This window comes from Streptomyces sp. NRRL F-525 (assembly GCF_000716605.1).
In the GTDB taxonomy this organism is placed as follows: Bacteria; Actinomycetota; Actinomycetes; order Streptomycetales; family Streptomycetaceae; genus Streptomyces.
In genome coordinates this window covers 111682-137878 of sequence record NZ_JNXE01000005.1, presented here as the reverse complement: position 1 = coordinate 137878, position 26197 = coordinate 111682, and the positions used below count along the sequence as shown (strand labels likewise).

24 protein-coding genes are annotated in these 26197 nt (G+C 69.7%); 8 read left to right on the top strand and 16 right to left on the bottom strand.

The genetic code is table 11. The features are described from left to right. Positions 1-55 precede the first annotated feature (55 nt). Positions 56-1762 carry a glycerol-3-phosphate dehydrogenase/oxidase gene (locus OO69_RS09715; RefSeq protein ID WP_033280069.1) on the bottom strand — a complete coding sequence of 569 codons (1707 nt, stop codon included), beginning with the start codon at positions 1760-1762 and terminating at the stop codon, positions 56-58. A gap of 290 nt (positions 1763-2052) precedes the next feature. On the opposite strand from OO69_RS09715, the gene OO69_RS09710 reads away from it, so the two are divergent. Together OO69_RS09710 and OO69_RS09705 are read left to right on the top strand one after the other, a co-directional pair. Continuing rightward, the gene (locus OO69_RS09710) at positions 2053-3261 is read left to right on the top strand and encodes a nucleotide sugar dehydrogenase (RefSeq protein WP_033280068.1); all 1209 of its coding nucleotides are present in this window, start codon (positions 2053-2055) and stop codon (positions 3259-3261) included. Between the two features lie 161 nt (positions 3262-3422). Continuing rightward, on the top strand, positions 3423-3998 hold the full coding sequence (locus tag OO69_RS09705) for a hypothetical protein (protein ID WP_033280067.1): 576 nt from the start codon (positions 3423-3425) through the stop codon (positions 3996-3998). A gap of 694 nt (positions 3999-4692) precedes the next feature. Here OO69_RS09705 and OO69_RS09700 read toward each other — a convergent pair. From OO69_RS09700 to OO69_RS09685, 4 genes are all read right to left on the bottom strand, one after another. After that, complete coding sequence (locus tag OO69_RS09700; protein ID WP_033280066.1) at positions 4693-5817, bottom strand: GuaB3 family IMP dehydrogenase-related protein; 1125 nt, start codon at positions 5815-5817, stop codon at positions 4693-4695. A gap of 104 nt (positions 5818-5921) precedes the next feature. Then, positions 5922-7427, bottom strand: a complete 1506-nt coding sequence (gene guaB / locus OO69_RS09695) for an IMP dehydrogenase (RefSeq protein ID WP_033280065.1) — start codon at positions 7425-7427, stop codon at positions 5922-5924. 177 nt (positions 7428-7604) lie between these two features. Next, entirely contained in the window at positions 7605-8192 is a 588-nt protein-coding gene (locus OO69_RS09690; protein ID WP_033280064.1) for a sigma-70 family RNA polymerase sigma factor, read from the bottom strand. Positions 8193-8458: 266 nt separating this feature from the next. Beyond that, positions 8459-9070, bottom strand: coding sequence for a response regulator transcription factor (locus tag OO69_RS09685; RefSeq protein WP_003948568.1), 612 nt, complete (start codon positions 9068-9070; stop codon positions 8459-8461). Positions 9071-9450: 380 nt separating this feature from the next. Here OO69_RS09685 and OO69_RS09680 point away from each other — a divergent pair, with 380 nt between their 5' ends. Next, entirely contained in the window at positions 9451-9777 is a 327-nt protein-coding gene (locus OO69_RS09680) for a WhiB family transcriptional regulator (protein ID WP_019055584.1), read from the top strand. Positions 9778-9841: 64 nt separating this feature from the next. Here the strand turns inward: OO69_RS09680 and OO69_RS09675 are convergent, their stop codons facing one another. Continuing rightward, a complete protein-coding gene (locus OO69_RS09675) occupies positions 9842-10756 on the bottom strand; it encodes a LysR family transcriptional regulator (protein ID WP_033280063.1) in 915 nt (304 codons plus the stop codon). 80 nt (positions 10757-10836) lie between these two features. Here OO69_RS09675 and OO69_RS09670 point away from each other — a divergent pair, with 80 nt between their 5' ends. After that, the gene (locus OO69_RS09670; RefSeq protein ID WP_033280062.1) at positions 10837-11505 is read left to right on the top strand and encodes an MOSC domain-containing protein; all 669 of its coding nucleotides are present in this window, start codon (positions 10837-10839) and stop codon (positions 11503-11505) included. 109 nt (positions 11506-11614) lie between these two features. After that, a complete protein-coding gene (locus OO69_RS09665; RefSeq protein ID WP_033280061.1) occupies positions 11615-12388 on the top strand; it encodes an SDR family NAD(P)-dependent oxidoreductase in 774 nt (257 codons plus the stop codon). A gap of 116 nt (positions 12389-12504) precedes the next feature. Here the strand turns inward: OO69_RS09665 and groL are convergent, their stop codons facing one another. The 5 genes from groL to OO69_RS09640 form a co-directional block, all read right to left on the bottom strand. Next, positions 12505-14130, bottom strand: a complete 1626-nt coding sequence (gene groL / locus OO69_RS09660; RefSeq protein WP_033280060.1) for a chaperonin GroEL — start codon at positions 14128-14130, stop codon at positions 12505-12507. A gap of 112 nt (positions 14131-14242) precedes the next feature. Then, the gene (gene groES / locus OO69_RS09655) at positions 14243-14551 is read right to left on the bottom strand and encodes a co-chaperone GroES (RefSeq protein WP_019066754.1); all 309 of its coding nucleotides are present in this window, start codon (positions 14549-14551) and stop codon (positions 14243-14245) included. A gap of 347 nt (positions 14552-14898) precedes the next feature. Next, positions 14899-15321, bottom strand: a complete 423-nt coding sequence (locus OO69_RS09650; protein WP_033280059.1) for a hypothetical protein — start codon at positions 15319-15321, stop codon at positions 14899-14901. 80 nt (positions 15322-15401) lie between these two features. Beyond that, positions 15402-16109, bottom strand: a complete 708-nt coding sequence (locus tag OO69_RS09645) for a hypothetical protein (protein WP_234444389.1) — start codon at positions 16107-16109, stop codon at positions 15402-15404. Next, a complete protein-coding gene (locus OO69_RS09640) occupies positions 16106-17065 on the bottom strand; it encodes a polysaccharide deacetylase family protein (protein WP_033280058.1) in 960 nt (319 codons plus the stop codon). The genes OO69_RS09645 and OO69_RS09640 overlap by 4 nt, the downstream gene beginning before the upstream one ends. A 101-nt stretch (positions 17066-17166) precedes the next feature. On the opposite strand from OO69_RS09640, the gene OO69_RS09635 reads away from it, so the two are divergent. Further along, positions 17167-18348, top strand: coding sequence for a THUMP-like domain-containing protein (locus tag OO69_RS09635; protein ID WP_033280057.1), 1182 nt, complete (start codon positions 17167-17169; stop codon positions 18346-18348). 7 nt (positions 18349-18355) lie between these two features. Here OO69_RS09635 and OO69_RS09630 read toward each other — a convergent pair whose 3' ends face one another. The 5 genes from OO69_RS09630 to OO69_RS09610 form a co-directional block, all read right to left on the bottom strand. Beyond that, positions 18356-19642 (bottom strand): RNA polymerase sigma factor, encoded by a 1287-nt coding sequence (locus OO69_RS09630; protein ID WP_033280056.1) that lies wholly within the window; start codon positions 19640-19642, stop codon positions 18356-18358. 73 nt (positions 19643-19715) lie between these two features. After that, positions 19716-20072: a YciI family protein gene (locus OO69_RS09625; RefSeq protein WP_019055574.1), complete on the bottom strand. Its 357-nt coding sequence runs from the start codon at positions 20070-20072 to the stop codon at positions 19716-19718. Between the two features lie 129 nt (positions 20073-20201). Then, the gene (locus OO69_RS09620) at positions 20202-21254 is read right to left on the bottom strand and encodes an LCP family protein (protein ID WP_078652356.1); all 1053 of its coding nucleotides are present in this window, start codon (positions 21252-21254) and stop codon (positions 20202-20204) included. Between the two features lie 132 nt (positions 21255-21386). Further along, positions 21387-22733, bottom strand: coding sequence for an endo-1,4-beta-xylanase (locus tag OO69_RS09615; protein WP_199810914.1), 1347 nt, complete (start codon positions 22731-22733; stop codon positions 21387-21389). A 102-nt stretch (positions 22734-22835) separates the two neighbouring features. Continuing rightward, positions 22836-23885, bottom strand: coding sequence for a LacI family DNA-binding transcriptional regulator (locus OO69_RS09610; protein ID WP_033280054.1), 1050 nt, complete (start codon positions 23883-23885; stop codon positions 22836-22838). A 108-nt stretch (positions 23886-23993) separates the two neighbouring features. On the opposite strand from OO69_RS09610, the gene OO69_RS09605 reads away from it, so the two are divergent. Beyond that, positions 23994-25322: an ABC transporter substrate-binding protein gene (locus OO69_RS09605; RefSeq protein ID WP_033280053.1), complete on the top strand. Its 1329-nt coding sequence runs from the start codon at positions 23994-23996 to the stop codon at positions 25320-25322. Then, the gene (locus OO69_RS09600) at positions 25319-26194 is read left to right on the top strand and encodes a carbohydrate ABC transporter permease (RefSeq protein WP_051800889.1); all 876 of its coding nucleotides are present in this window, start codon (positions 25319-25321) and stop codon (positions 26192-26194) included. Before OO69_RS09605 ends, OO69_RS09600 begins: the two co-directional genes overlap by 4 nt. Positions 26195-26197 lie beyond the last annotated feature (3 nt).

Below are 26197 nucleotides of genomic sequence, written 5' to 3'. Positions count from 1 at the left end.
GGCGGGACCGACCGCACCCGGCGTCGCCATAGCGGCGCTGCACCCCGCGACGGGACTACAGCGGCGCGATGTCCGGCGCCCCCAACCGCGCCGCGTCCGCCGTCAGGTCGTCCGGCTGGCGCTGCGACTCCCGCTCGGCCTCCACCCGCTTCTCGTAGTGCTCGACCTCGCGCTCGATCTGGTCCTTGTCCCAGCCGAGCACCGGTGCCATCAGCTCGGCGGCCTCACGGGCGCTGCGGGTGCCCCGGTCGAAGGTCTCGATGGAGATGCGGGTGCGGCGGGTGAGGACGTCGTCGAGGTGCCGTGCGCCCTCGTGCGAGGCGGCGTAGACGACCTCGGCGCGCAGATAGTCGTCGGCGAACTGGAGGGGTTCGCCGAGCGCGGGGTCCTTGGCGATGAGGTCGAGGATCTCCTCCGCCATCGAACCGAAACGGTTCAGCAGGTGCTCCACGCGCACCACGTGGATGCCGGTCTTCGAGGCGATCCGCGCCCGCGCGTTCCACAGCGCCCGGTACCCCTCCGCGCCGAGCAGCGGCACGTCCTCGGTGACGCACTCGGCGACCCGCATGTCGAGCCCGTGCACCGCCTCGTCCACGGCGTCCTTGGCCATCACCCGGTACGTCGTGTACTTGCCGCCCGCCACGACGACGAGCCCCGGCACCGGATGCGCGACGGTGTGCTCGCGCGACAGCTTGCTGGTGGCGTCGGACTCGCCGGCCAGCAGGGGCCGCAGTCCCGCGTACACGCCCTGGACGTCGTCTCTGGTCAGCGGCACCGCGAGCACCGAGTTCACGTGCTCAAGGAGGTAGTCGATGTCGGCGCTGGACGCGGCCGGGTGGGCCTTGTCGAGGTCCCAGTCGGTGTCGGTGGTCCCGATGATCCAGTGCCGGCCCCAGGGGATGACGAACAGCACGGACTTCTCGGTGCGCAGGATCAGCCCGCTGGAGGAGTTGATGCGGTCCTTGGGAACGACCAGGTGGATGCCCTTGGAGGCCCGCACGTGGAACTGGCCGCGCTCGCCGACCATCGCCTGGGTGTCGTCGGTCCACACACCCGTCGCGTTCACGATCTGCTTGGCGCGGATCTCGTACTCGCCGCCCGCCTCGACGTCCTGCACCCGGGCGCCCACCACGCGCTCGCCCTCACGCAGGAACCCGGTCACCCGCGCGCGGTTGGCGACTTTCGCGCCGTAGGACGAGGCCGTGCGCACCAGGGTGGCCACATAGCGGGCGTCGTCCATCTGCGCGTCGTAGTACTGCAGGGCGCCGACCAGGGCGTCCTTCTTCAAGGCGGGGGCCACGCGCAGGGCGTGACGGCGGCTCAAGTGGCGGTGGGTGGGCAGGCCCCGGCCGTGCGCGCGGGCCATGGACATCGCGTCGTAGAGCGCGACGCCCGAGCCGGCGTAGAGGCGCTCCCAGCCCTTGTGCTGGAGCGGGTAGAGGAACGGCACCGGCTTCACCAGGTGCGGGGCGAGGCGCTCCAGGAGCAGTCCGCGTTCCTTGAGGGCCTCGCGGACGAGGGCGAAGTCGAGCATCTCCAGATAGCGCAGACCTCCATGGATGAGCTTGCTCGACCTGCTCGAGGTGCCGGACGCCCAGTCGCGCGCCTCGACCAGTCCCGTGGACAGGCCGCGTGTCACGGCGTCCAGGGCGGTGCCCGCGCCGACCACACCCGCGCCCACGACGAGCACGTCCAGTTCCCGCTCGGCCATTCCCGCCAGTGCCTCGGCTCGCTGCGCCGGACCCAGTGTCGCTGTCCTCACCGCTGCCTCCCGCTATCGGTAGCGCCGGCCGCACCCGTTCGGCGAAGCCCGGTTCGTATCCCTCCTGCCCAAATTCTGACCGGGTTGCCCGACTTCAGCCACCACTCGCCCCCAGCCTGTGGACAACAATCACAGGACTGCCGAAAAACACAGCCGTCCAATCCCGCATAACGGTCATATTTACTCCTAGTCTGACATTGCGCTCGCTCGTTCTGTCCACAGGGCTTGCGCACCTGTCCCGCTTCGGTTATCTGTCCCGCTTTCGGTTATTGGGAAGGACGGCCCACGCCATGCCCGCAGATCTCGCCGTCATCGGACTCGGTCCTCTCGGCCTGCCCCTGGCCCAGGCCGCTGTCGCCGCCGGTATCGCCACGGCCGGCTTCAAGACCGGCCCTGAGGCCGGTTCCCTCAGCCCCGCCGAACTGCGCCGGATGCTCTCGGGGGGCTTCCGGCCGGCCACCAACCCCGCCGAGCTCGGCCGCGTACGCACCGCCGTGATCTGCGCGCCGACCCCCCGGGACGCCGACGGTGGCCTCGACCTCAGCCAGGTGGAGACGGCCGCCCGCGCCCTCGCCGCGCACCTGCGCCCGCACACCACGGTGATCCTGGAGTCACCGGTGCACCCCGGCACCACCGAGAACTTCCTGCGCCCCCTCCTCGAAGAGGGATCGGGCCTCCGCGCGGGCCGCGACTTCCACCTCGCGTACTCCCCCAGCCGCATCGATCCCGGCAACCGCGACTTCACCCCGGCCAACACCCCCAAGGTGATCGGCGGCCTCACCCCGGCCTGCACCGAGTCGGCCGCCGCCTTCTACGGCCGTCTCACCGACAAGGTGGTACGCGCGCGTGGCCTGCGCGAAGCGGAGACCGTGCAGCTACTGGAGACCAATTTCCGGCACGTCAACATCGCCCTCGTCAACGAAATGGCCGTCCTGTGCCACGACTTGGGCGTCGACCTCTGGGACGTCATCCGCTGCGCGGAGACCAAGCCGTTCGGCTACCAGGCCTTCCGCCCCGGCCCCGGCGTCGGCGGCCACGCCGTCCCCCAGGACCTCACCGGCCACGGCCCCCGCCCCCTGCGCATGGTCGAACTCGCCCAGCAGGTCAACAACCAGATGCCCCGCTACGTCATCCAGCGCGCCGCCACGCTCCTCAACGAACACGGCAAGTCCGCGCGCGGGGCACGGGTGTTGCTCCTCGGCGTCACCTACAAGGCCGACCTCGCCGACCAACAGGGCACCCCCGCCCAGGAGATCGCGATCCGCCTCATGGAACTCGGCGCCTCCGTCAGCTACCACGACCCCCACATCCCGTCCTGGAGCGTCCTCGACCGCCCGGTCCCCCGCGCGGACTCCCTCTACGAGGCGGCGGCCGACGCCGACCTGACGATCCTGCTCCAACAGCACCGGACGTACGACCTCCAAGGCCTGTCCGTGAAGGCCCAGTTGCTCCTGGACACGCGCGGGGCCACACCGACGGGCGCGGCACACCGGCTCTGAGCACGAAGACACACCGCCTCCGAGCACGAAAACGACTGGTCACAGGGTTACGTCGACCTGCTAATCTCCCCACACTCGTCGCACAGTTGTCGCATATCCGCGTTGCACGCGACTCCACTTCGCTTTTCCTGTCTTCGCATCCCGTGGGGGGGATCTCTGTCATGAGCCAGTCAGCCACGCCACCACAGCAGCCACAGCCGCAGCCCGAGGCGCAAGCCCAGCCGCAGGCGCCCGCGCAGCCGCAGCCGGTCGACGGCAACCCGTACGCCCAGCAGCCCGGCGCCGTACCGCCGCCCCCGGCCCCGAACGCGCCGTACGCCCCGCCCGCTCCCCCGAAGAGCAACATCGCGCTCGGCCTGGTGACCGCTGTCGCCGCCGCGCTGATCGCCACCGGGATCTACGGCTTCGTCATCGGCACCACCAAGCACGAGATCGGCTGGGCGGCGATCGGCGTCGGCTTCGTCATCGGCCTCGCGGCGGGCAAGCTGGGCGGTCGCAACCCCGTACTCCCCGTGGTCAGCGCCGCGCTGGCCCTGGGCGCGGTCTACGTCGGCCAGCTGGTCGGCGAGGCGATGCTCATCGCGGACGAGTACGACGTGAACTTCAGCAAGGTGTTCTTCGACCACTTCGGCGTGGTCCAGGACGCCTGGAAGGCCGACTCCGACCCGCTCACCTTCGTCTTCTTCGCCATCGCCGCGTTCGCCGCGTTCTCCGGCACCAAGAAGGCGGCGCTCTGACCCCGGCGCGCGGGTTGTGCAGGGGGGCGCTTGAGGCGGGGTGTGCGTCGGGGGCTGGTGGCGTGCGACTCGCGGCGCCGGTACCGTGAGAAGCAGGTGGAATCGGCCGTAGCGGGCTACTGCGGTTGGCTCTTGAAAAGTGAACGGAGTGTCCACCCCTACTTGTGTTGGGGGTGGCCGCTCACCTTCCACCAACAAGGTGGAGCCCACCGCAGTTGGCCCTGCGGTGAGCTCCTGAAAAGTGAACGGAGTGTCCACCCCTAGTTGGTATGGGGGTGGCCGCTCACTTTCCGCCGTACATCCACAAGATCCACCTCCTCCGTTGCTTCACCATCCGAAGACGGATCCGGTCCCAGCGGGTGGGCTTGCGGTGGCGACCCATGGGCGCCCCCTTCCACGAGGCCGCCCATTGGCCCGGTAGGCGGTTCGTCTGGAATTCGGGCCGGGCCCCGAGAGCCCGGGTCCGGAACGATTTCCGTGGAAGGGAGCACCCCACACAACTGGGGCGCCGATCACGGACGTTACCGCCCCGACACGCCCCACCAGCGAACTTTCGCCCCGAACGCAACCGTGCGCCCCCCAACATCAACACGCGCCCCACCAGCCCCACTTGGGCACGCAAAAGGGCCCGGACCACCAGGCCCGGGCCCCTGAAAGCGTCGTACGGCTACCGCGTCGTAGAACCGCCTACCGCCTACCGCTTGTGCTGTGAGTCGGCCACCGTGACCTCGACGCGCTGGAACTCCTTCAGCTCGCTGTACCCGGTCGTCGCCATCGCGCGCCGCAGCGCCCCGAAGATGTTCATCGAGCCGTCGGGGATGTGGGACGGGCCGGTGAGGATCTCCTCGATCGTGCCGACCGTGCCGAGGTCGACCTTCTTGCCGCGCGGGAGTTCCTCGTTGACCGCTTCCATGCCCCAGTGGTGGCCCTTGCCCGGCGCGTCCGTCGCGCGGGCGAGCGGGGAGCCCATCATTACCGCGTCCGCGCCGCAGGCGATCGCCTTGGGGAGGTCGCCGGACCAGCCGACACCGCCGTCGGCGATGACGTGCACGTACCGGCCGCCGGACTCGTCCATGTAGTCGCGGCGGGCGGCGGCCACGTCCGCGACCGCCGTGGCCATCGGGACCTGGATGCCCAGCACGTTGCGCGTGGTGTGCGCCGCGCCGCCGCCGAAGCCGACGAGGACGCCCGCCGCGCCGGTGCGCATCAGGTGCAGGGCCGCCGTGTACGTGGCGCAGCCGCCGACGATGACCGGGACGTCCAGCTCGTAGATGAACTGCTTCAGGTTCAGCGGCTCGTGCGAGCCCGAGACGTGCTCCGCCGAGACCGTCGTACCGCGGATGACGAAGATGTCCACGCCCGCGTCGACGACGGCCTTGGAGAACTGGGCCGTGCGCTGCGGGGAGAGCGCGGCGGCGGTGACCACGCCCGAGTCGCGCACCTCCTTGATGCGCTGCCCGATCAGCTCCTCCTTGATGGGAGCCGCGTAGATCTCCTGGAGGCGGCGGGTCGCGGCGTCCACGTCCAGCTCGGTGATCTCGTCGAGCAGCGGCTGCGGGTCCTCGTACCGCGTCCAGAGGCCTTCGAGGTTCAGCACGCCGAGGCCGCCGAGCTCGCCGATGCGGATCGCGGTGGCCGGGGAGACGACCGAGTCCATAGGGGCGGCCAGGAAGGGCAGCTCGAAGCGGTAGGCGTCGATCTGCCAGGCGATCGAGACCTCCTTCGGGTCCCGCGTACGGCGGCTGGGGACGACGGCGATGTCGTCGAAGGCGTACGCCCGGCGGCCGCGCTTGCCGCGCCCGATCTCGATCTCAGTCACGTCTGTGGCCTTTCCTCTGCGTTTCAGCGTCTTCCAGTATCGCCGACGGGCACGACAAGGGCGGCCCCGGTGTCCCCGGGGCCGCCCTTGAGGAAGCCTGCCGACTACTTGCTGCGGCTGTAGTTCGGTGCCTCGACCGTCATCTGGATGTCGTGCGGGTGGCTCTCCTTGAGGCCCGCGGACGTGATCCGGACGAAGCGGCCCTTGGTCTCCATCTCCTCGATGGTGGCCGCGCCGACGTAACCCATCGTCTGGCGCAGCCCGCCGACGAGCTGGTGCAGCACGTTGGCCAGCGGGCCGCGGTAGGGCACCTGGCCCTCGATGCCCTCGGGGACGAGCTTGTCGTCGGAGGCGACCTCGGCCTGGAAGTAGCGGTCCTTGGAGTACGACCGGCCCTGGCCGCGGGACTGCATCGCGCCGAGCGAGCCCATGCCGCGGTACGACTTGAACTGCTTGCCGTTGATGAACTGCAGCTCGCCCGGGGACTCCTCACAGCCCGCGAGGAGGCTGCCGAGCATCACCGTGTCGGCGCCGGCGGCGAGCGCCTTGCCGATGTCGCCGGAGTACTGCAGGCCGCCGTCACCGATGAGCGGGACGCCGGCCGCGCGGGCGGCGAGGGACGCTTCGTAGATCGCGGTGACCTGCGGGACGCCGATGCCGGCGACGACACGGGTCGTACAGATCGAGCCGGGGCCCACGCCGACCTTGATGCCGTCGACACCGGCGTCGACCAGGGCCTGGGCGCCGTCGCGGGTGGCCACGTTGCCGCCGATCACGTCGACGCCGACGCTCGACTTGATCTTCGCCATCCAGTTGAGGGCGTTGCTGTTGTGGCCGTGCGAGGTGTCGACGACCAGGAAGTCCACACCGGCCTCGGCGAGCGCCTGGGCGCGCTCCAGGGCCTCGGGGCTGGCGCCGACGGCGGCACCGACGATGAGGCGGCCCTCGGCGTCCTTGGCGGCGTTCGGGTACTGCTCGGCCTTGACGAAGTCCTTGACCGTGATGAGGCCCTTGAGGATGCCGGCCTCGTCGACGAGGGGCAGCTTCTCGATCTTGTGGCGGCGCAGCAGCTGCATGGCGTCGGCGCCGGAGATGCCGACCTTGCCGGTGACCAGGGGCATCGGGGTCATGACCTCGCGCACCTGACGGGAGCGGTCGGTCTCGAAGGCCATGTCGCGGTTGGTGACGATGCCGAGCAGCTTGCCGTTGCCGTCGGTCACCGGGACGCCGCTGATGCGGAACTTGGCGCACAGGGCGTCGGCCTCGCCGAGCGTGGCGTCCGGGTGCACGGTGATCGGGTCGGTGACCATGCCGGACTCGGAGCGCTTCACGAGGTCGACCTGGTTGACCTGGTCCTCGACGGACAGGTTGCGGTGCAGGACGCCGACACCGCCCTGGCGGGCCATCGCGATCGCCATCCGGGACTCGGTCACCTTGTCCATCGCCGCGGACAGCAGCGGGATGTTGACGCGGACGTTGCGCGAGATGCGGGACGAGGTGTCGACCGCGTTCGGGAGCACGTCGGACGCGCCCGGCAGCAGCAGCACGTCGTCGTAGGTCAGCCCTAGTGTCGCGAATTTGGCGGGCACTCCGTCGACGTTGGCAGTCATGACACCTTCCCCAAATGGCCTTGATCGGTGCGGATGTCCATGCTAACGGGAAGCGCGGTCACCAAATTCCACGATTCCACGGCTACGGCCCGCTCCGGGCTTCGTATGTTCGTACGTACGCCGCCGCCCGGCTGTTCACGGAAGGCGCCGCGGGCGAAGGCGCCGCTGCGGAAGGCTCTACTGCTCGGCCAGTGCCCGCAGTCGGCTCAGTGCCCGGTGCTGGGCGACCCGGACCGCGCCGGGTGACATTCCCAACATCTGCCCGGTCTCCTCGGCGGTGAGGCCGACGGCGATGCGGAGCAGGAGCAGCTCGCGCTGGTTCTCCGGGAGGTTGGCCATGAGTTTCTTGGCCCATTCGGCGTCGCTGCTGAGGAGGGCGCGCTCCTCGGGTCCCAGCGAATCGTCCGGGCGCTCCGGCATCTCGTCCGAGGGGACGGCCGTAGAACCGGGGTGGCGCATCGCGGCGCGCTGGAGGTCGGCGACCTTGTGGGCGGCGATGGCGAAGACGAAGGCCTCGAAGGGGCGGCCGGTGTCCTTGTAGCGGGGCAGTGCGAGGAGGACGGCGACGCAGACCTCCTGGGCGAGGTCCTCGACGAAGTGCCGTGCGTCGCCCGGGAGTCGGGACAGCCGGGTGCGGCAGTAGCGCAACGCCAGGGGGTGGACGTGGGCGAGCAGATCGTGGGTCGCCTGCTCGTCTCCGTCGACCGCGCGAAGGACGAGTCCACCAATCGCCCCTGGGGCACTGGCCGCCTCGTCGTCACGCATCGGTCCATGGTGCCTTGTGGCCGAAGGGTCCGTGGCACCGCGTCCGTTGTTGTGCACCGAAGCGTTATGAGCAGGTGCGCCGGAAGTCATCTCCTGCGCCCTCCCCTCCCGCTCGACCGACTCGTCCCCGAGGAACTCCACACCTCAAGGATGCGGCATCCGCGGCGAAACGAGCAGCGGGCACCCGGTGGGCCCCTTTGCCGCCCCCGCCCACCATGAGGTAGGCGGGGATTGTCGTACCCCCGCTGCAACCCACTGACCTGGTCCTAACGGACCAGGCCCCACCGGAAACCGAGCGCCACGGCGTGTGCCCGGTCCGAGGCGCCGAGTTTCTTGAAGAGCCGCCGTGCGTGCGTTTTGACGGTGTCCTCGGAGAGGAACAGCTCACGACCGATCTCCGCGTTCGAGCGGCCGTGGCTCATTCCTTCGAGGACCTGGATCTCGCGCGCGGTGAGCGTCGGCGCGGCGCCCATCTCGGCGGACCGCAGCCGGCGCGGGGCCAGTCGCCAGGTCGGGTCGGCGAGGGCCTGGGTGACCGTGGCCCGCAGTTCGGCGCGCGAGGCGTCCTTGTGCAGATAGCCGCGGGCGCCGGCCGCGACCGCGAGGGCCACGCCGTCCAGGTCTTCGGCGACGGTGAGCATGATGATGCGTGCGCCCGGGTCGGCGGACAGCAGCCGCCGCACGGTCTCGACACCGCCGAGTCCGGGCATGCGGACGTCCATCAGGATGAGGTCCGAACGGTCGGCACCCCAGCGGCGGAGGACTTCCTCGCCGTTGGCCGCCGTCGTCACGCGCTCGACACCGGGCACGGTCGCGACCGCGCGGCGGAGCGCCTCTCGGGCAAGCGGGGAGTCGTCACAGACGAGGACGGATGTCATGGCCGCCCTCCGCAACTGATGCGCGTCACCTTGAGCCTCCAGGCTGGTACGAAATCGTCACCTGTGCGGTCGACCGTCTCGGACGCCTGCCCGAGCACTTGTGTTTTCAACCGCCTCGCACTCTCAACGACGGTCACTCGAAAGAGTTACGGGGCCGTGTGCCATCTTCGGCACTCTACGTGAGGGCGCGGACACGGTGGAGACGTGCGCGGCCGACCCACAAGCTTTCATCACAACCAGTGCCCCATTCAGCCCTATTTCTTCCCTTTTGCTGGTGTCTGAGGCTAGATTCGCAATGAGTCATATTTTCATCTCCTTAGATCGTAGTTGTACGGTCGTGGACACCGTATCCGCCCATAACGGCTACAAGGGGTCACGCAATGGCAGATTTCTCCCGCCTTCCCGGACCGAACGCGGACCTGTGGGACTGGCAGCTCCTGGCTGCCTGCCGAGGGGTCGACAGCTCGCTCTTCTTTCATCCCGAGGGCGAGCGCGGTGCGGCACGAAGCGCTCGTGAGAACTCGGCCAAAGAGGTCTGCATGAGGTGCCCGGTCCGCGCACAGTGCGCGGCGCACGCGCTGGCGGTGCGCGAGCCGTACGGCGTCTGGGGCGGCCTGACCGAGGACGAGCGCGAAGAGCTCATGGGGCGTGCCCGCAACCGGCTGGTGTCGGCTTCAGCCGCCGGGGACATGGCTTCGAACAACTGAAGGAACGTTTCTCCAACAAGTCCTACGACACGTCTCCGACAGGGGTACGCGCACGCGTGCCCCCCTATTTTTCGTGGGCCTGCTTGTCGCGCGCCGCCCGCGCCAGCTGGTCCAGCGTCGCCGCCACCGCCGGCACCCGCGCCAGGTCGGGCAGCGTCAGCGCGACGATCTCCCGCCGCACCGCCGGTTCCAGCGTCACCGTCCGCGCGCCCCTGGGCCGTACGGACTCGATGGCGAGCTGGGGCAGGACGGCGACGCCCAGGCCCGCGCTCACCAGGCCGACGACCGCCGGATAGTCGTCGGTCGCGAAGTCGATGCGCGGGGTGAAGCCGGCGGCCTCGCACACCTCGACCAACTGGCCCCGGCAGCGCGGGCAGCCGGCGATCCAGGGTTCGTCGGCGAGTTCGCCGATGGCGACCGACCGCACGCGCGCGTGCCGGTGTTTTTCCGGGACCAGGGCGACCAGGCGGTCGCTGAGCAGCGGCCGTACCACCAGGTCGGACCAGTCCTCGGCGCCCGCCGCCGTCTCGTAGCGGAAGGCGAGGGCGATGTCGCAGTCGCCCTCCCGGAGGAGGTCGACGGAGTTCGGCGGCTCGGCCTCCTCCAGGGAGACGCGGGTGCCGGGGTGCGCGGCGCGCAGGGCGGCCAGTGCGGTGGGGACGAGCGTCGAACTGCCGCTGGGGAAGGAGACCAGGCGCACCCGGCCCGCGCGCAGGCCGGCGATCGCGGCGACCTCCTCCTCGGCGGCGGTGAGCCCCGAGAGGATGCCGGCCGCGTGCCGGACCAGGGCCTCGCCCGCCTGGGTGAGGCGCATCTCGCGGCCGGTGCGGACCAGCAGCGGGGTGCCGACCGAGGTCTCCAGGGCCTTCATCTGCTGGCTGACGGCGGGCTGGGTGCAGCCCAGTTCCCGCCCGGCCGCCGAGAAGGAGCCGGTGGCGGCGACGGCGCGCAGCACACGGAGATGTCGGGCCTCGATCACGCGCCGAGCATAAGCGCTTCTTTGCTACGGCGACGAATAATGCGCCGCGCCTTTGGGGTGCTGTCGTCTACCGTGCCGATATGAAGCTTCTCTCGGTGAATCTGGGCCGGGCCACGGCCGTGCCGTACACGGACCAGCCCGACGGCATGACCGGCATCGACAAGCGGCCGACCGACGCGCCGGTGCGGGTGAGCGCGCCCGGCCCGAAGGGCGTCGCCGGGAGCGGGCTCGCCGGGGACGCGGTGTGTCACCGGCGCCACCACGGGGGCGACGACCAGGCGGTGTACGCGGTCGCGCGCGAGGATCTCGACGACTGGGAGCGGGAGTTGGGGCGCCCGCTGGCCAGCGGCTCCTTCGGGGAGAACCTGACGACCCTGGGTCTCGACGTGTCCGGCGCGCGGATCGGCGAGCGCTGGCGGATCGGTTCCGAGGTGGTCCTGGAGGTCACCTGCGGGCGGATCCCGTGCCGTACGTTCCAGGACCATCTGGGCGAGCGCGGGTGGGTGAAACGGTTCACCGTGAAGGGTGCTCCGGGGGCCTATCTGCGGGTGATCGAACCCGGTGAGATCCGGGCGGGCGATCCGATCGAGATCGTGCACCGGCCCGACCACGACGTGACGGTGGCCCTGCAGTTCCGGGCCGTGACGACCGAGCGGGAGCTGCTGCCTCGGCTGCTTCCGGCGGGCGAGGCGCTGCATCCGGAGTCGCTCGCGCAGGCGCGGAAATATGTCGCGGAGTACCAGGTCTGACCTGCCGTCACGGATCCGTTCGACACGTTGTTCGACACGTGTTCGTCACGGATCGGGAGGGCCTGTGCAGAGATCGGACCGGCTTGCTCCGGGTCACTAATCTTGCGCCATGACAACGGCATTGATTACGGGATCGACCGCGGGGATCGGTGCCGCGTTCGCGCGGCGGCTCGCGGCGGACGGACACAACCTCGTGCTGGTGGCGCGGAACACCGCGCGGCTCGGGGAGCAGGCGACCGAACTGCACGACCGGCACGGCATCGAGGCGGAGGTGCTGACCGCCGACCTGGCCACGGACAAGGGCATCGACACGGTGGCCGCCCGCGTCGCCGACCGCAAGAACCCCGTCGACCTGCTGGTCAACAACGCGGGCTTCGGCAACAAGGGCCGCTACCTCGACGTGTCCATGGCCGACGAGCTGAAGATGCTCAAGGTGCACTGCGAGGCGGTGCTGCGGCTGACCAGCGCGGCGGCCGAGGCGATGCGGGAGCGCGGGCGCGGCGGGGTCGTGAACGTGGCGTCGGTCGCCGCCTTCGTACCGCGCGGGACGTACGGCGCCTCGAAGGCGTGGGTCGTGCAGTTCACGCAGGGCGCGGCCAAGGACCTGGCCGGCACGGGCGTACGGCTGATGGCGCTGGCGCCCGGTTTCGTACGGACCGAGTTCCACGAGCGGGCCGGGATGGGCACGGACAACATCCCGAACTGGATGTGGCTGGACGCGGACAAGCTGGTCGCGGCGGCGCTCGCGGATCTGGCGCGCGGCAAGACGCTGTCGATCCCGGATCCGCGCTACAAGGCGCTGATGGGCCTGGTGAAGATCACTCCGCAGGCGGTGCTGGGCGGGGTCACCTCGAAGACCGGGCGGAAGTACGGGCCGCAGTGACGGCAGCCGCCTCGATGACGGCGGCCACGGTGACGAAGGCTTCGGCGGAACGCGAAGGCCCGGCTCCCCCTGAGGGGCGCCGGGCCTTCGACGTACTACCGGTTCACCGACTGGCGTCAGTGGGAGTGGCCGTGGCTGTGACCACCGGCGGCCGGCTCCTCCTCTTCCTTCTTCTCGACGACCAGGGTCTCGGTCGTGAGGAGCAGGGAGGCGATGGAGGCGGCGTTCTCCAGGGCGGAGCGGGTGACCTTGACCGGGTCGATGACGCCGGCCTTGACCAGGTCGCCGTACTCGCCGGTCGCGGCGTTGAAGCCCTGACCCTTCTCGAGGTCGGCGACCTTGGCGGTGATGACGTAGCCCTCGAGGCCCGCGTTCTCGGCGATCCAGCGCAGCGGCTCGACGACCGCGCGGCGGACGACCGCGACACCGGTGGCCTCGTCGCCGGTCTTGTCGAGGTTGCCCTCGAGGACCTTGGCGGCGTGCACCAGAGCGGAGCCACCACCGGAGACGATGCCCTCCTCGACCGCGGCGCGGGTCGCGGAGATGGCGTCCTCCAGACGGTGCTTCTTCTCCTTGAGCTCCACCTCGGTGGCAGCGCCGACCTTGATCACGCACACGCCGCCGGCCAGCTTCGCGAGGCGCTCCTGGAGCTTCTCGCGGTCCCAGTCGGAGTCCGTGTTCTCGATCTCGGCCTTGATCTGGTTGACGCGGCCCGCGACCTCGGAGGAGTCGCCGGCACCGTCGACGACGGTCGTGTCGTCCTTGGTGACCGTCACGCGGCGGGCGGAGCCCAGCACGTCCAGGCCGACCTGGTCGAGCTTGAGGCCGACCTCCTCGGCGATGACCTGACCGCCGGTGAGGGTGGCGAGGTCGCCGAGCATCGCCTTGCGGCGGTCGCCGAAGCCGGGGGCCTTGACCGCGACCGCGTTGAACGTGCCGCGGATCTTGTTCACGACCAGGGTCGACAGGGCCTCGCCCTCGACGTCCTCGGCGATGATCAGCAGCGGCTTGGAGGCGTTGGCCTGGATGACCTTCTCCAGCAGCGGCAGCAGGTCCTGGATGGAGCTGATCTTGCCCTGGTGGATGAGGATGTACGGGTCCTCGAGGACCGCTTCCATGCGCTCCTGGTCCGTCACGAAGTACGGCGACAGGTAGCCCTTGTCGAAGGCCATGCCCTCGGTGAAGTCCAGCTCCAGACCGAAGGTGTTGGACTCCTCGACGGTGATGACACCGTCCTTGCCGACCTTGTCCATCGCCTCGGCGATGAGCTCGCCGACCTGGCTGTCCTGCGCGGACAGACCGGCGACGGCGGCGATGTCGGCCTTGTCGTCGATCGGCCGCGCGGTGGCGAGCAGCTCGTCGGAGATGGCCTTGACGGCGGCGTCGATGCCCTTCTTCAGGGCGGCCGGGGAGGCACCCGCGGCGACGTTGCGCAGGCCCTCGCGCACGAGCGCCTGGGCGAGCACGGTGGCGGTGGTGGTGCCGTCACCCGCGATGTCGTTGGTCTTGGTCGCCACCTCCTTCACCAGCTGGGCACCGAGGTTCTCGTACGGGTCCTCCAGCTCGACCTCGCGGGCGATGGTGACGCCGTCGTTGGTGATGGTGGGGGCGCCGAACTTCTTGTCGATGACGACGTTGCGGCCCTTGGGGCCGATCGTCACCTTGACCGTGTCGGCAAGCTTGTTGACGCCGCGCTCGAGGGCGCGACGGGCGTCCTCGTCGAACTTCAGGATCTTCGCCATGGGAGCGGTTCAGCCCTCTCGGAAAACGTGGGTGAAACGAACTACGCCCCTGACGCCCGGCTTCATAAGGTCGCGGGGGCCAGGGGCGTAGCTCACTGCAAAACTGGGTGAATTACTTCTCGATGATCGCGAGCACGTCGCGGGCCGAGAGGACGAGGTACTCCTCGCCGCTGTACTTCACTTCGGTGCCGCCGTACTTGCTGTACAGCACGATGTCGCCGGTCTTCACGTCGAGCGGAAGACGCTCGCCGTTCTCGAAGCGGCCCGGGCCAACGGCCAGGACGACGCCCTCCTGGGGCTTCTCCTTGGCGGTGTCCGGGATGACCAGGCCAGAGGCCGTGGTCTGCTCGGCGTCGAGCGGCTGGACCACAATGCGGTCCTCAAGCGGCTTGATGGCAACCTTGGAGCTGGTGGTCGTCACGATCCGACCTCCCCCTTCGGAGATCTCACGGGGTTAACTGTCTGAGGTGGCGACCAGGTGGATCCGTCGTCGCGGGTGCCGGACCTGCCCGTCGCTATTGGCACTCTCCAGGGGGGAGTGCCAGGTCTGAGACTATGACTGCGATTAGCACTCGGTCAAGCGGAGTGCCAATGCCCGCGGCGCTTGAGCGGAATTTCTCCGTCGCCCTGAGCTGTCCGGCGGGGCTGTGTTCGATGCCGCCGTTCCTGGGGGCTGCGCCCCCAGACCCCCGCTGTCGGCCTGCACGGCCTCGTCCTCAAACGCCGGACGGGCTGGGTGTGCCGACCGGCGCCGGAAAGTTCCCCGCGCTAGTCCACCGTGCATCCCCAGTAGCCGATCTCGGCCGGCTCACCCTCGCGATAGAGGATCGTGCAGCGACCGCTCCCACGGCCCGGGAAGGGCAGAACCCAGGTGCGGAGGGCCGCGACCCATTGCTCGCGGGTGGGTCTGCCCTCCGGCGCCCAGTCGCGCACCTCGTCCTCGGTCAGGGGTCGCATCATGGCGAACTCGTCCCCGGACGCGGCGTCGACGAGGTCGCAGAAGTCGAGCACGGAGGAGGTGCCGCCCGTCAGGATGTACTCCGCCCAGCCCTCGTCCTCGCACAGATCGAGGATGTCCCGCCCCGGGAACCCGTGGTCGTCCTCAGCCAGTTTCTGTTCCTGCGCCTGCCGGAACGCCGACTCAAGATCCTTCTGGTACGGCCCCGTCGAGGTCCACTGGCTGCCACCCATCGCAAGGCCCTTTCCGCTCACCGCTGTTCGTCGTGCGCGGCAGGCTATCCGGGGCCTCTGACACTCCCGCCCGGCGCGCGCTACAGGTAGTCCTCCAGGCGGCCCACCGTCAGGCCCTGCTCCTGGATGCCGCGCAGCAGTCGGGCCGTCGTGTCGGTCGGGGCGATGCGGACGATGTCGCCCGGGGCCAGATGGTGGTCGCCGCGCGTGTAGGTGAGCGTTCCGGTGGTCATGGCAGCCCGCCACAGGACCAGGGCGGAGACTCCGCAGTCGGCCGCGGCACGGCGGGTCGTCGTGTCGTACGCGCCGTGAGGGGGCCTGAGCAGCCGGGAGTCGGGACGGGGATGCCGGCCGCAGATCTCGGTGCGTTGGGTGGTGTACGGGAGGCCGGCGAAGTGGTGGCGCTCGGGCGTCGTGCCGAAAACGGTGACGGGCAACCGGAGTTCACGGACCATGTCCGCGAACCTCGGGTCCGGCCGCACGCCCGCGTCGTGGTCGTAGGTCAGGAACACGACCTTGTCCCGGGTGCGGACGTGGTCCACGGCGGGTGGGAGGCCCGGGCCCGCCGAGCGGGCGGCGGGGTGGGGGGACGGTTTCGGGGCGGGGGCCAGCGGGGCCGTCAAACCCCAGTGGCGGTACGGCTGTTCGCGGGACGGGCCGTGCGGGTGGACGCGCTGGGCGGCCTTCTTGCCGAGCCGTTCGATCGGGTCGACGGACTGCGCGCAGCCGGTGAGGAGGGTGGCCGCCAACGCGACGGCCACCGGCGTCCGCAGGGTCGCGAACCTCACAGGTAGTCCTCCAGGCGGGCCACCGCGTAGCCCTCCGCCGTGACCTTGCCCAGGAAGCGGCGCATGTCGTCGACCATCGTGCCCTTCCAGTCCTCACGGCCCCGGAAGTGCGTCAGGACGATGTCACCGGGGTGCAGGGACCGGTCGTCCTCGCGGTACTCCCAGTGGTCGACGAACACCTCCTCGTCCCAGATCGGGGCGTACTTGATGCCACAGGACTTCGCGGCGACGAGGGTGTCGTGGTTGTAGTTCCCGTACGGCGGCCGGAACACGGTCGGGGCCTTGCCGAACTGCTTCTTCATGATGTCCTGCATCCCGCAGATCTCGTGCCGCTGCTCGGCGTAGGACAGCCCCGGCAGATACGGATGCGTGAGGGTGTGGTTGTTGATCGTGTGCCCCTGCGCCTGCATCTTCCGGAAGTAGCCGTAGTCGTCCTTCACCAGGTAGTTGCTGAGGAAGGCGGTGTACGGGATCTTCAGGTCGCTCATCATCCGCAGGAACGCGGGGTCCTTGTTCTCCCCGTCGTCGATCGTGAGGAAGACGATCTTCTTCGTGGTCGGGATCGTGGTGAAGACCGGCGGGAGGTTCAACTCCTCCTGGTCGTCCACCTCGAAACCCTTGCGCGCGGTGATCTCCGGCTTGCGCGCGGGCGCCGGCGGCGCCGTGAGCGGCACCTTCGCCAGCCCCCAGCGCTTGGCCGCGGCGACCCGCGCGGCGTACGCGGCGCGCAGCTTGCTCGCGTAGGAGTCCAGCGCGCGGGCCGGGGGCGCGTGCAACGGCTGCGCGCCCTGCGCCGGATGGACGGCCGCGCCCGAGCCGGGCTGGCCGCAGCCGGAGACGAGCGCGGCCAGCGCGAGAGCGGCGAGCGCGCCACGGGCGCCCGCCCTCCGGCGCGGGTTCGCGTGCGCCCGGTCCCCACGCGCCCGATTGATGTCATTTTGTACGACTACTCGCATGGGGTCGGATCTTTTCAGCCCCCGGCCCCGATCCCGCGCCGACACCGCCGCGACTCCGCCACCGGAGGCACACCGTCCACCGACTGGCCCACAATGTCCCGGTGAACGACCCCGTACTCGCCTTCGCCGCCCTGCTCACCCCCGAGGGCCGCGCCCTCCTCGACGAGGTCCGCGGCACCGACCCGGCCAAGGAACTCGCCGTCGCCACCCGGCTGCGCCGCGACCACCCCGCCGACCTCGTCTCGGCGGCGCTCGGCCAGGCCCGGCTGCGGCAGCGCGCGGCGGCGGCGAAGTTCACACCCGAGGACGCCGACCGGATGTTCTTCACCCCGAACGGCTTCGAACAGTCCACCCGCTCCACCGTCGCCACCTACCGCGCCACCCGCCTCCTGGACCTCGGCGTGACCTCCGTCGCCGACCTCTGCTGCGGCATCGGCGGCGACGCGATCGCGCTGGCACGGGCGGGGGTACGGGTCCTGGCCGTGGACCACGACCCGCTGACGGTCGCCGTCGCCCGCGCCAACGCCGAGGCCCTCGGCCTGGCCGACCTGATCGAGGTACGGGAAGCGGACGTGACGGACGTCGACACGTCCGCCTACGACGCCGTGTTCGTCGACCCCGCCCGACGCGGCGGCCGCGGCCGCATCTTCGACCCCGAGGCGTACTCCCCGCCGTTGTCCTGGGCCATCGACGCCGCTACGACGGCCCCGCTCGCCGCGCTGAAGATCGCCCCCGGGGTACCGCACGAGGCGATCCCGGCGACGGCCGAGGCGGAGTGGATCTCGGACGGCGGTGACGTGAAGGAGGCGGTGCTCTGGTTCGGGGCGGGAGTGCGGCCGAGGGCGGTGCGGGCAACTCTCCTCCCCGGCCCGCGAGTTCTGCACGGGCGCGGACTGCCCGACCCCGAAGTCCGTTCCGTGGGGCGGTACTTGTACGAACCCGACGGCGCCGTCATCCGCGCGCATCTCGTCGCCGAGGTCGCGGAGGAGGTCGGGGGCGGGCTCGTCGACGAGACCATCGCGTATGTGACTGCGGATGAGCTACGGCCGACCGCGTACGCCTCCGCCTACGAGATCACCGACCAACTCCCCTTCGGCGTCAAGAAGTTGAAGGCGCTGCTGCGGGAGCGGGAGGTGGGCATCCTCACCGTGAAGAAGCGGGGGTCGGCCGTCGAGCCGGAGGAACTGCGGCGGAAGGTGAAGCCTCAGGGGCCCAACTCGGCGACGGTGTTCCTTACTCGGGTCGCGGGGGCACCGGCGATGTTGATCGGGCGGCCCGCCTAGGACGCCCCTAGGTCGCCTCCGCCGCCCGGCGCAGCAGGAGTTGGCGTTCGCGTTCGTTGCGGGCGAGGGCGGCCGCCCGGGTGAACTCCGCCTTCGCCTCCGTCGTACGGCCGAGGCGGAGCAGCAGGTCGCCGCGGACGCTGGGCAGCAAGTGGTAGTCGCGCAGGGCGGGTTCGGAGGCGAGGGTGTCGACGATCTCCAGTGCCGGGGCCGGGCCCTCGGCCATCGAGACGGCGACCGCGCGGTTCAACTCGACGACGGGGGACGGGGATCGGGCGGCGAGGAGGGCGTACAGGGTCGCGATCGTCGGCCAGTCGGTCTCGTCGTAGGTGTACGCGTGGGCGTGGCAGGCGGCGATGGCGGCCTGGAGGGCGTAGGGGCCGGGGGCGCCGGTGGACGTGGCGTCGGCGCGGCCGAGGGCGGTGATGCCGCGAGCGATGAGGAGGCGGTTCCAGCGGCGGCGGTTCTGGTCCTTGAGGAGGACGGGGTCGCCGTCGGGGCCGGTGCGGGCGGCCGAGCGGGAGGCCTGGAACTCCAACAGCGAGGCCAGCGCGTGGACTTCGGGCTCCTTCGGCATCAGGGCGGCCAGGAGGCGGGCCAGGCGGAGGGCGTCCTCGCAGAGGCTCGGGCGGAGCCAGTCGTCGCCCGCCGTCGCCGCGTAACCCTCGTTGAAGATCAGGTAGATGACGTCCAGGACCGAGCCCAGGCGGGCCTCACGGTCGGGGCCGTAGGGGACCTCGAAGGCGACGTTCTTGGTGGCCAGGGTGCGTTTGGCGCGGACGATGCGCTGGGCGACCGTCGGCTCGGGGACGAGGAACGCGCGGGCGATCTCGGGGGTGGTCAGGCCGCCGAGGAGGCGCAGGGTGAGGGCGGTGCGGGACTCGGCGGAGAGGACCGGATGGCAGGTGGTGAAGACCAGGCGCAGGAGGTCGTCGTCGATGTCGTCGGGGGCCGGGGGTTCCTCGGGCGGGGCCGTCGTCTCCAGGGTGCGGCCGATCTCCTGGAGCTTGCGGGCGTAGTTCTCCCGGCGCCGGATGAGGTCGACGGCGCGGTGTCTGGCGGTGGCCATGAGCCAGGCGCCCGGGTTGTCGGGCACGCCGTCCCTCGGCCACTGCTCCAGGGCGGCGACCAGCGCGTCCTGCGCGAGTTCCTCGGCGATGCCCACGTCGCGGACCAGGCGGGCGACGGCGGCGATGATGCGGGGGGACTCGATGCGGAAGACGGTCTCGATGGTGCTGTGCGGGTCGGTGGCGTTGCCGTGCGGGGCCGCGGTGGGCTGTGATTCCGGAGTCACAACCCACCATGCAACACCCCCGGCGGCCTCAGACCAAGGAAGGCCGGGCGAGGCCACGGCGATCGCGGAGTGCTCAGCCCTCCGCGATCTCCCGCACCTCGCACGTCACGGTCCAGAACTCCTCGTGCACCTTCAGGAACCGCTTCGTCCACTCGATCGCCTCGGCCATGTCCTTGCACTGCATGAGCGCGTAGCCGCCGACGACCTCCTTGGACTCGGTGAACGGCCCGTCGGTCACGGAGATCTTGCCGCCCTCCCAGTGCACGCGGGCGCCCTGCGCGGTCGGGGTGAGACCGGCGGTGTCGAGCATGACGCCGGCCTTGGTGATCTCCTCGATCAGCTCGCCCATGCGCTGCATCAGCTCGGCGCTGGGGCCCTCGGCGGGGGCGGTCTTCTCGTCGATCTGCACGAGGGAGAGGTAGCGGGGCATGGTGACTCCTCGGGTCGTTCCGGCCAGGTCGTTCCCGGCCTTTCAACCATGCGTCGAACGAGGGGCGGGCGGATCGACACACTCGCCGGAATTCCCCGAAGATTTTTTCCGCCTCCGTGTCTACGCAGGTCAGCGCAGCGACTCCCACAGATCGCTCGCCGCCGGCTCCTTCGCCACCACCCGGTTCGGGTCGGACGGTGCCGTGACGTTCGGCATCGTCACCGTCGTCACCGCGTCCGCCGACAGCCCCTTCAGGCTCTGGCCCAGGCTGATCAGTTCGCTGAGGGAGTCGAGGCCGGTGTCGGTGGTGAGGCTGTCGGTGACCGCGTCGGTGACCTCGTAGAGCTTGGCGGGGTCGGTGAGCAGGTCGTGGGTGGAGATCTGGGTCAACAGGGCCTTCACCAGCATCTGTTGGAGGCCTATTCGGCCCAGGTCGCTGCCGTCGCCTATGCCGTGCCGGGTGCGGGCGAGGGCCAGGGCCTGCTTGCCGTTGAGGTGGTGCGTGCCCTTCTTGAGGTGCAGGTGGCTGTCGTCGTCGTCGATGTCCTGCGTGGTCGTCACCGTGACACCGCCGAGCGCGTTCACCAGCTTCGCGAAGCCCGCGAAGTCGATCTCTATGTAGTGGTCCATGCGGACGCCGGTGATCGACTCGACCGTCTTGACCGCGCACACCGGGCCGCCCACCGAGTACGCGGTGTTGAACATCGCGTTGTACGCCACGGACGTGGAGCCCCCGGACGACAGCGGGCACGACGGCCGGGTGACGAGCGTGTCGCGCGGGATGCTGACGATCGTGGCCTTCTTACGGCCCGCGTCGACGTGGACGACCATCGCCGTGTCGGAGCGGGCGCCGGTGCTGCTGCCGCCGCCGAGTGCCTTGTTCTCCTTGCCGCTGCGCGAGTCGGAGCCGAGGACCAGGATGTTCAGGGAGCCGGTCGGCACGGGGGTGGCGGACGCGGACGCGGCGGCGGACGGTGTGGTCACCGCCTTCACGGGGCGGTCGGTGCCGAGCGCGCTGTCGATGTCGACGCTCTTGATGTTGCTGTTGAGATGCCAGTAGGCCCAGCCGGCCGTGGCGACACCCAGGACGAGGGCGCCGGCCAGAGTGAGGCCGGCGATCTTCAGCACTCTCGACCGCCGGCCCACGCGTCTGTCCTCGTCAACGTTCTCTGTGTCCGTCACGGGGAGGAACGTAAGTCCGAATTATTAGGAGAAAGTTAGGGGAGGCGTCCCGAGACGGTTTTCTACGGAAAATCTCACGGTTCTCAGCCCCGCTTCACGCCTCCGGAGGCCCCTCCGCCTCCCCCGCCTCCCTCATCCCAGGGTCACTGCTGGCACCGGATCGCTCCCGCTCCAGGACGCGTTGAAGCCGAACGTCACCGAACCGCCGTCCGGGACCGTCCCGTTGTAGCTCGCGTTCGCACAACTCACCGCCGTGCCCGACTGGGTGCAGGTCGCGTTCCAGGCCTGGGTGATCTGCTGGCCCGCGCCGTACGTCCAAGTCGCCTTCCAGGACGACAGGGAGGCCCCGGAACACGCGATCGTCACCTGCCCCGTGAACCCGGTGTTCCACTGACTGCCCACGCTGTACGTCGCCGAGCACGCCCCGGTCGGCGGCGGGGTCGTGGTCGTACCGCCGAGCGCCTCCGAGAGGCCGTAGTACGCCGGTTTCGGCGCGTAGTTGGCGTCGTACGGTGTCGCCGCCCCGTAGCCCGGGAACGTGCTGTCGACCCAGGAGTCGGAGTCGGTGAAGCCCCACACGGTGACGTTCACGCAGCGCGTCACCGCGACACAGGCGGCCATCACGCTCTTGAAGTCGGCCTTCTGCTGGGCGAGTTTGGCGCTGTCCGCCGGGAGCGCCATCCGTACGTCCAGCTCGGTGATCGCCACGTCCACGCCCAGGTCGGCGAAGCGCTGGATGTTCTGCTGGAGGGTGGCCGGGACCTGGCCGAGGATGAGGTGGGCCTGGAGGCCGACCCCGTCGATCGGAACGCCCGCCGCCTTAAGGGACTTGACCAGGTTGTAGAGGGCGGTGGACTTCGCGTTGACGCCCTCGACGTTGTAGTCGTTGATGTAGAGCTTGGCGGCCGGGTCGGCGGCGTGCGCCCAAGTCAGCGCCTGCGCTATGTAGTTGGCGCCGAGGCCGTTGTACCAGAGCGTCGAGCGGTACGTGCCGTCCTCGTTGAAGGGTTCGTTCACCACGTCCCAGGCGGTGATCTCGCCCTTGTAGCGGCCGACTTCGGTACTGATGTGGTTCTGCAGCAGGCTGCTCAACTGGGCCGAAGTCCAGGTGCCGTTGGTCAGCCAGCTCGGGTTCTGGCTGTGCCAGACCAGGGTGTGGCCGCGCACCTGCTGGTGGTGGGCCTGCGCGAAGGCGACGATCTGGTCCGCCTCCGACCAGTTGAAGGTGCCCTGCGTCGGCTCGACCGTCTCCCACTTCATGGCGTTGCCGGGAGTGAGCGAGCTGAACTGGCTGCCGGCGATGTCGCCGTACGTGCCGGTGAGCTTGGAGCCGGTGACCGCGGTGCCGATGACTTTGCCCTTCGCGGCGGCGAGGTCGCGCAGCGGGGTGTCGGCGGCGTGCGCGGCGGGTGCCGCGAAGAGCATGACGGCGCCGGTGAACAGGGCCGCCAGGGACAAGCCGGTTCTCAGAGATCTCATTGCGGGTGCCTCCGAAAGTTTCGGTTGTGCAACCGATTGGCTTCGGAGGAGTGTGGGGCGACGCACCCCACTCGTCAATACGTCACCTTCCGGCCACCGGCGTCACGTGGTGGGCGGTGCCGTACTGCTCCGCACCACCAGGCTGGTGGCCAGCTCAACCCGCCGCGCCGCCGAGGACTCCTGCTCGCGCCCGAGGTCGAGCACCAGCTTCGCCGCCGCCTCGGCCATCTCGGTCAGGGGCTGTCGTACGGTCGTCAGCGGCGGCCCCACCCAGCGCGCCACCGGCAGATCGTCGAAGCCGACGACGCTCAGGTCCTCCGGGATCCGCAGCCCGAGTTCGCGCGCGGCCTCGTACAGACCGAGCGCCTGGAGGTCGTTGCCGGCGAAGACGGCGGTGGGCCGGTCGGGCCGGCGCAGCAGCTCAAGGCCCAGCCGGTAACCGGCCTCGTGATGGAAGTCGCCGGTGGTGATCAGCGAGGGGTCGACCGGCAGCCCGGCCGTCTCCAGCGCGGCCCGGTATCCGTCGACCCGGGCGCGGCTGCACATCATCCGGGACGGCCCGCTGATCGCGCCGATCCGGGTGTGCCCCAGCTCGACCAGGTGCCGGGTGGCGGCAAGCCCGCCCTGCCAGTTCGTCGCCCCGATCGAGGGAACGTCGGCGCCCGGGTCACCGGCCGGGTCCATCACCACGAACGGGATGGAACGGCTGGTGAGCAGCGCCCGCTGCGACTCGTCGAGCCCGGACAGCACCAGGATCACGCCGTGCGGGCGGCGGGCGGCGACCTGGTCGGCCCAGGTCCGGCCCGGGGTCAGCCGCCCCGCGCTCTCGCTCAGCACCACGCTCAGCCCGGAGTCCCGCGCCACGTTCTCCACGCCCCGGATGACCTCCATCGCCCAGGCGCTCTCCAGCTCGTGGAAGACCAGGTCGATCAGCGGGGAGCGGGTCGCCTCGGCGCGGCGGCGCCGGTAGCCGTAGACGCGGAGCAGGTCCTCGACGCGGGTGCGGGTCGCGGGGGCGACATCGGCACGGCCGTTGAGGACCTTCGAAACAGTCGGAGCCGACACTCCGGCCTCGCGGGCGATCTCGGCGAGCGTGGCGGTCTGCGTCGGCCGACCCGCTGTCTGGGTTTCGGCGGAATCCGGGGCTGTCATGGCGGCGATCGTATCCCTGCGCGACCTCTTGACGAACCCCCCAGCGCGCCTTACGTTCCCGGAACATTCGTAGAACGGCTCGAAACATTCGCACGAGAGGTGCTGTCCATGGAGCCCAACACGTCCAACGGCGGGCGTACGTTCAGCAGGCGCTGGGTGCTCGGCGCCGGTGCCACCACCCTGCTCACCACCGGGCTCACGGCCTGCGGCTCCAGTGACAGCACCGGCGACAGCGGCACGGTGACCGCCTTCACCTACGGCGACGACGCGGCGAAGGTGCAGGTCAAGGCCGTCACCCGGTTCAACGCGTCGGCGGCGGCGAAGAAGGCCAAGGGCAAGATCAAGCTGGAGAAGGTGCCGGGCACGGACTACCCGGCCAAGCTGCGCACCGCGATGGGCTCACCGAACGCGCCGGACGTCTTCTTCAACTGGGGCGGCGGCTCGATCAAGGCGTACCAGGACGCCAACCAGCTGGTCGACCTCACCGACACCATCAAGTCCGACCCGGTGCTCAAGGACGGTTTCCTGCCGTCGGTGCTCGCGGCGGGTGCGCTCAAGGGCAAGAACTACGGCATACCGATGCGCGGTATGCAGCCGGTGATCCTCTTCTACAACAAGACCGTCTTCGCCGCGCACAAGCTCCAACCACCCACCACCTGGGCCGAGTTGCTCGACCTCAACAAGAAGCTGAAGGCGGCGAACATCACGCCGTTCGCGCTCGGGGGCGCCGACATCTGGCCCGAGCTGATGTGGCTGGAGTACCTCGTCGACCGGATCGGCGGGCCCGGGGTCTTCGACAAGATCAAGAACGGTGACGCGTCCGGCTGGGGCGACCCGGCCGTCCTCAAGGCCGCCGAGACGGTGAAGCAGTTGATCGACGACGGCGCCTTCGGCAAGGGCTTCAGTTCGGTGTCGTACGTCAATGGTGGGGCGCCCGCGGTGTTCGCCAAGGGCAAGGCGGCGATGCATCTGATGGGGTCGTGGGAGTACTCGACGCAGCTCGGGAAGTTCCCCGACTTCGCGAAGAACAACCTGGGGTGGTCCGCCTTCCCGAAGTACGAGGGGGGTGCGGGCGATATCCGTAACGTGGTCGGGAATCCCACCAACTACTGGTCCGTGAACGCGCGTACGGGCAACAAGGACGCGGCGATCGCGTTCCTTCGGGACTGTGCGTCGGAGGCGTACGCGAAGGACCTTGTCGCCAACGGGGACATCCCGACCACGTCCAACGCGGAGAAGTTGCTGGACTCCTCGCCCAACCCCGAGTTCGCGAAGTTCCAGTACCAAATGGTGCAGCAGGCACCGGCGTTCACGTTGAGCTGGGATCAGGCGGTGGATCCGGATGTGTCCACGCCGATGCTGACCGAGATCAACAAGCTGTTTGTGGGGAAGAGTTCGCCGGCGCAGTTCGTTTCAGCGCTGAAGGGGTTGAAGTGAGGTTGCGCAGTTCCCCGCGCCCCTATCGGGGCGCTGCACCTCACGGCGTTTGGGCTGTGCCCGGGGTGTTGTTCTTTGTCTTCTTCGCCGTGGCGCCCATGGTGTTGGCGGTCTATCTCTCCTTCACCAAGTGGAACGGGCTGGGCGATCCGAAACCGGTCGGCCTCGCCAACTGGGACAAGTTGCTGCACGACGATCGGCTGACCCAATCCCTCACCATCACCGTGCTGTTGACGGTGACCAGCTGGGTTTTCCAAACCGTCGTGTCTCTCCTCCTCGGTGTCTGGGCGGCCGGGCGGCAGCGCAACCGAGCCATCCTCTCCGCGATCTTCTTCGTGCCGTTCCTGCTCTCCTCTACCGCCATCGCGTTGCTCTTCTACGCGCTGCTCGACCCGAACTTCGGCATCATTCATCAGGACACGCTCGGGTCGACGAGTGGGGCATTTCTCGCGATCGTGTTCGTCGGGGGTTGGCAGTTCATCCCCTTCCACACCCTCATCTACCAGGGCGGGGCCCGGCAGATCCCCGAAGTGCTCTACCAGGCGGCGGCAATTGACGGCGCGGGACGCTACCGGCAGTTCTTCTCGATCACGTTGCCCCAACTCCGGAACACCGCCACGACCTCCAGCGTGCTGATGATCGTCGGCTCGCTCACCTACTTCGAGACCGTGCTGATCCTCACCCAGGGCGGCCCCGGCACGGACACGGCGATCCTGCCGTACCTGATGTACGAAGCCGGCTTCAAGAGCTACGACTTCGGCTACGCGAGCGCGATCGCGACCTTCCTGGTCGTCATCGCCACCGCGCTCTCCCTCGTCCTCGTCAGGCTCACCGGTTTCGGCGCCATGCGCAGTACCCGCGAAGGGATGTGACGG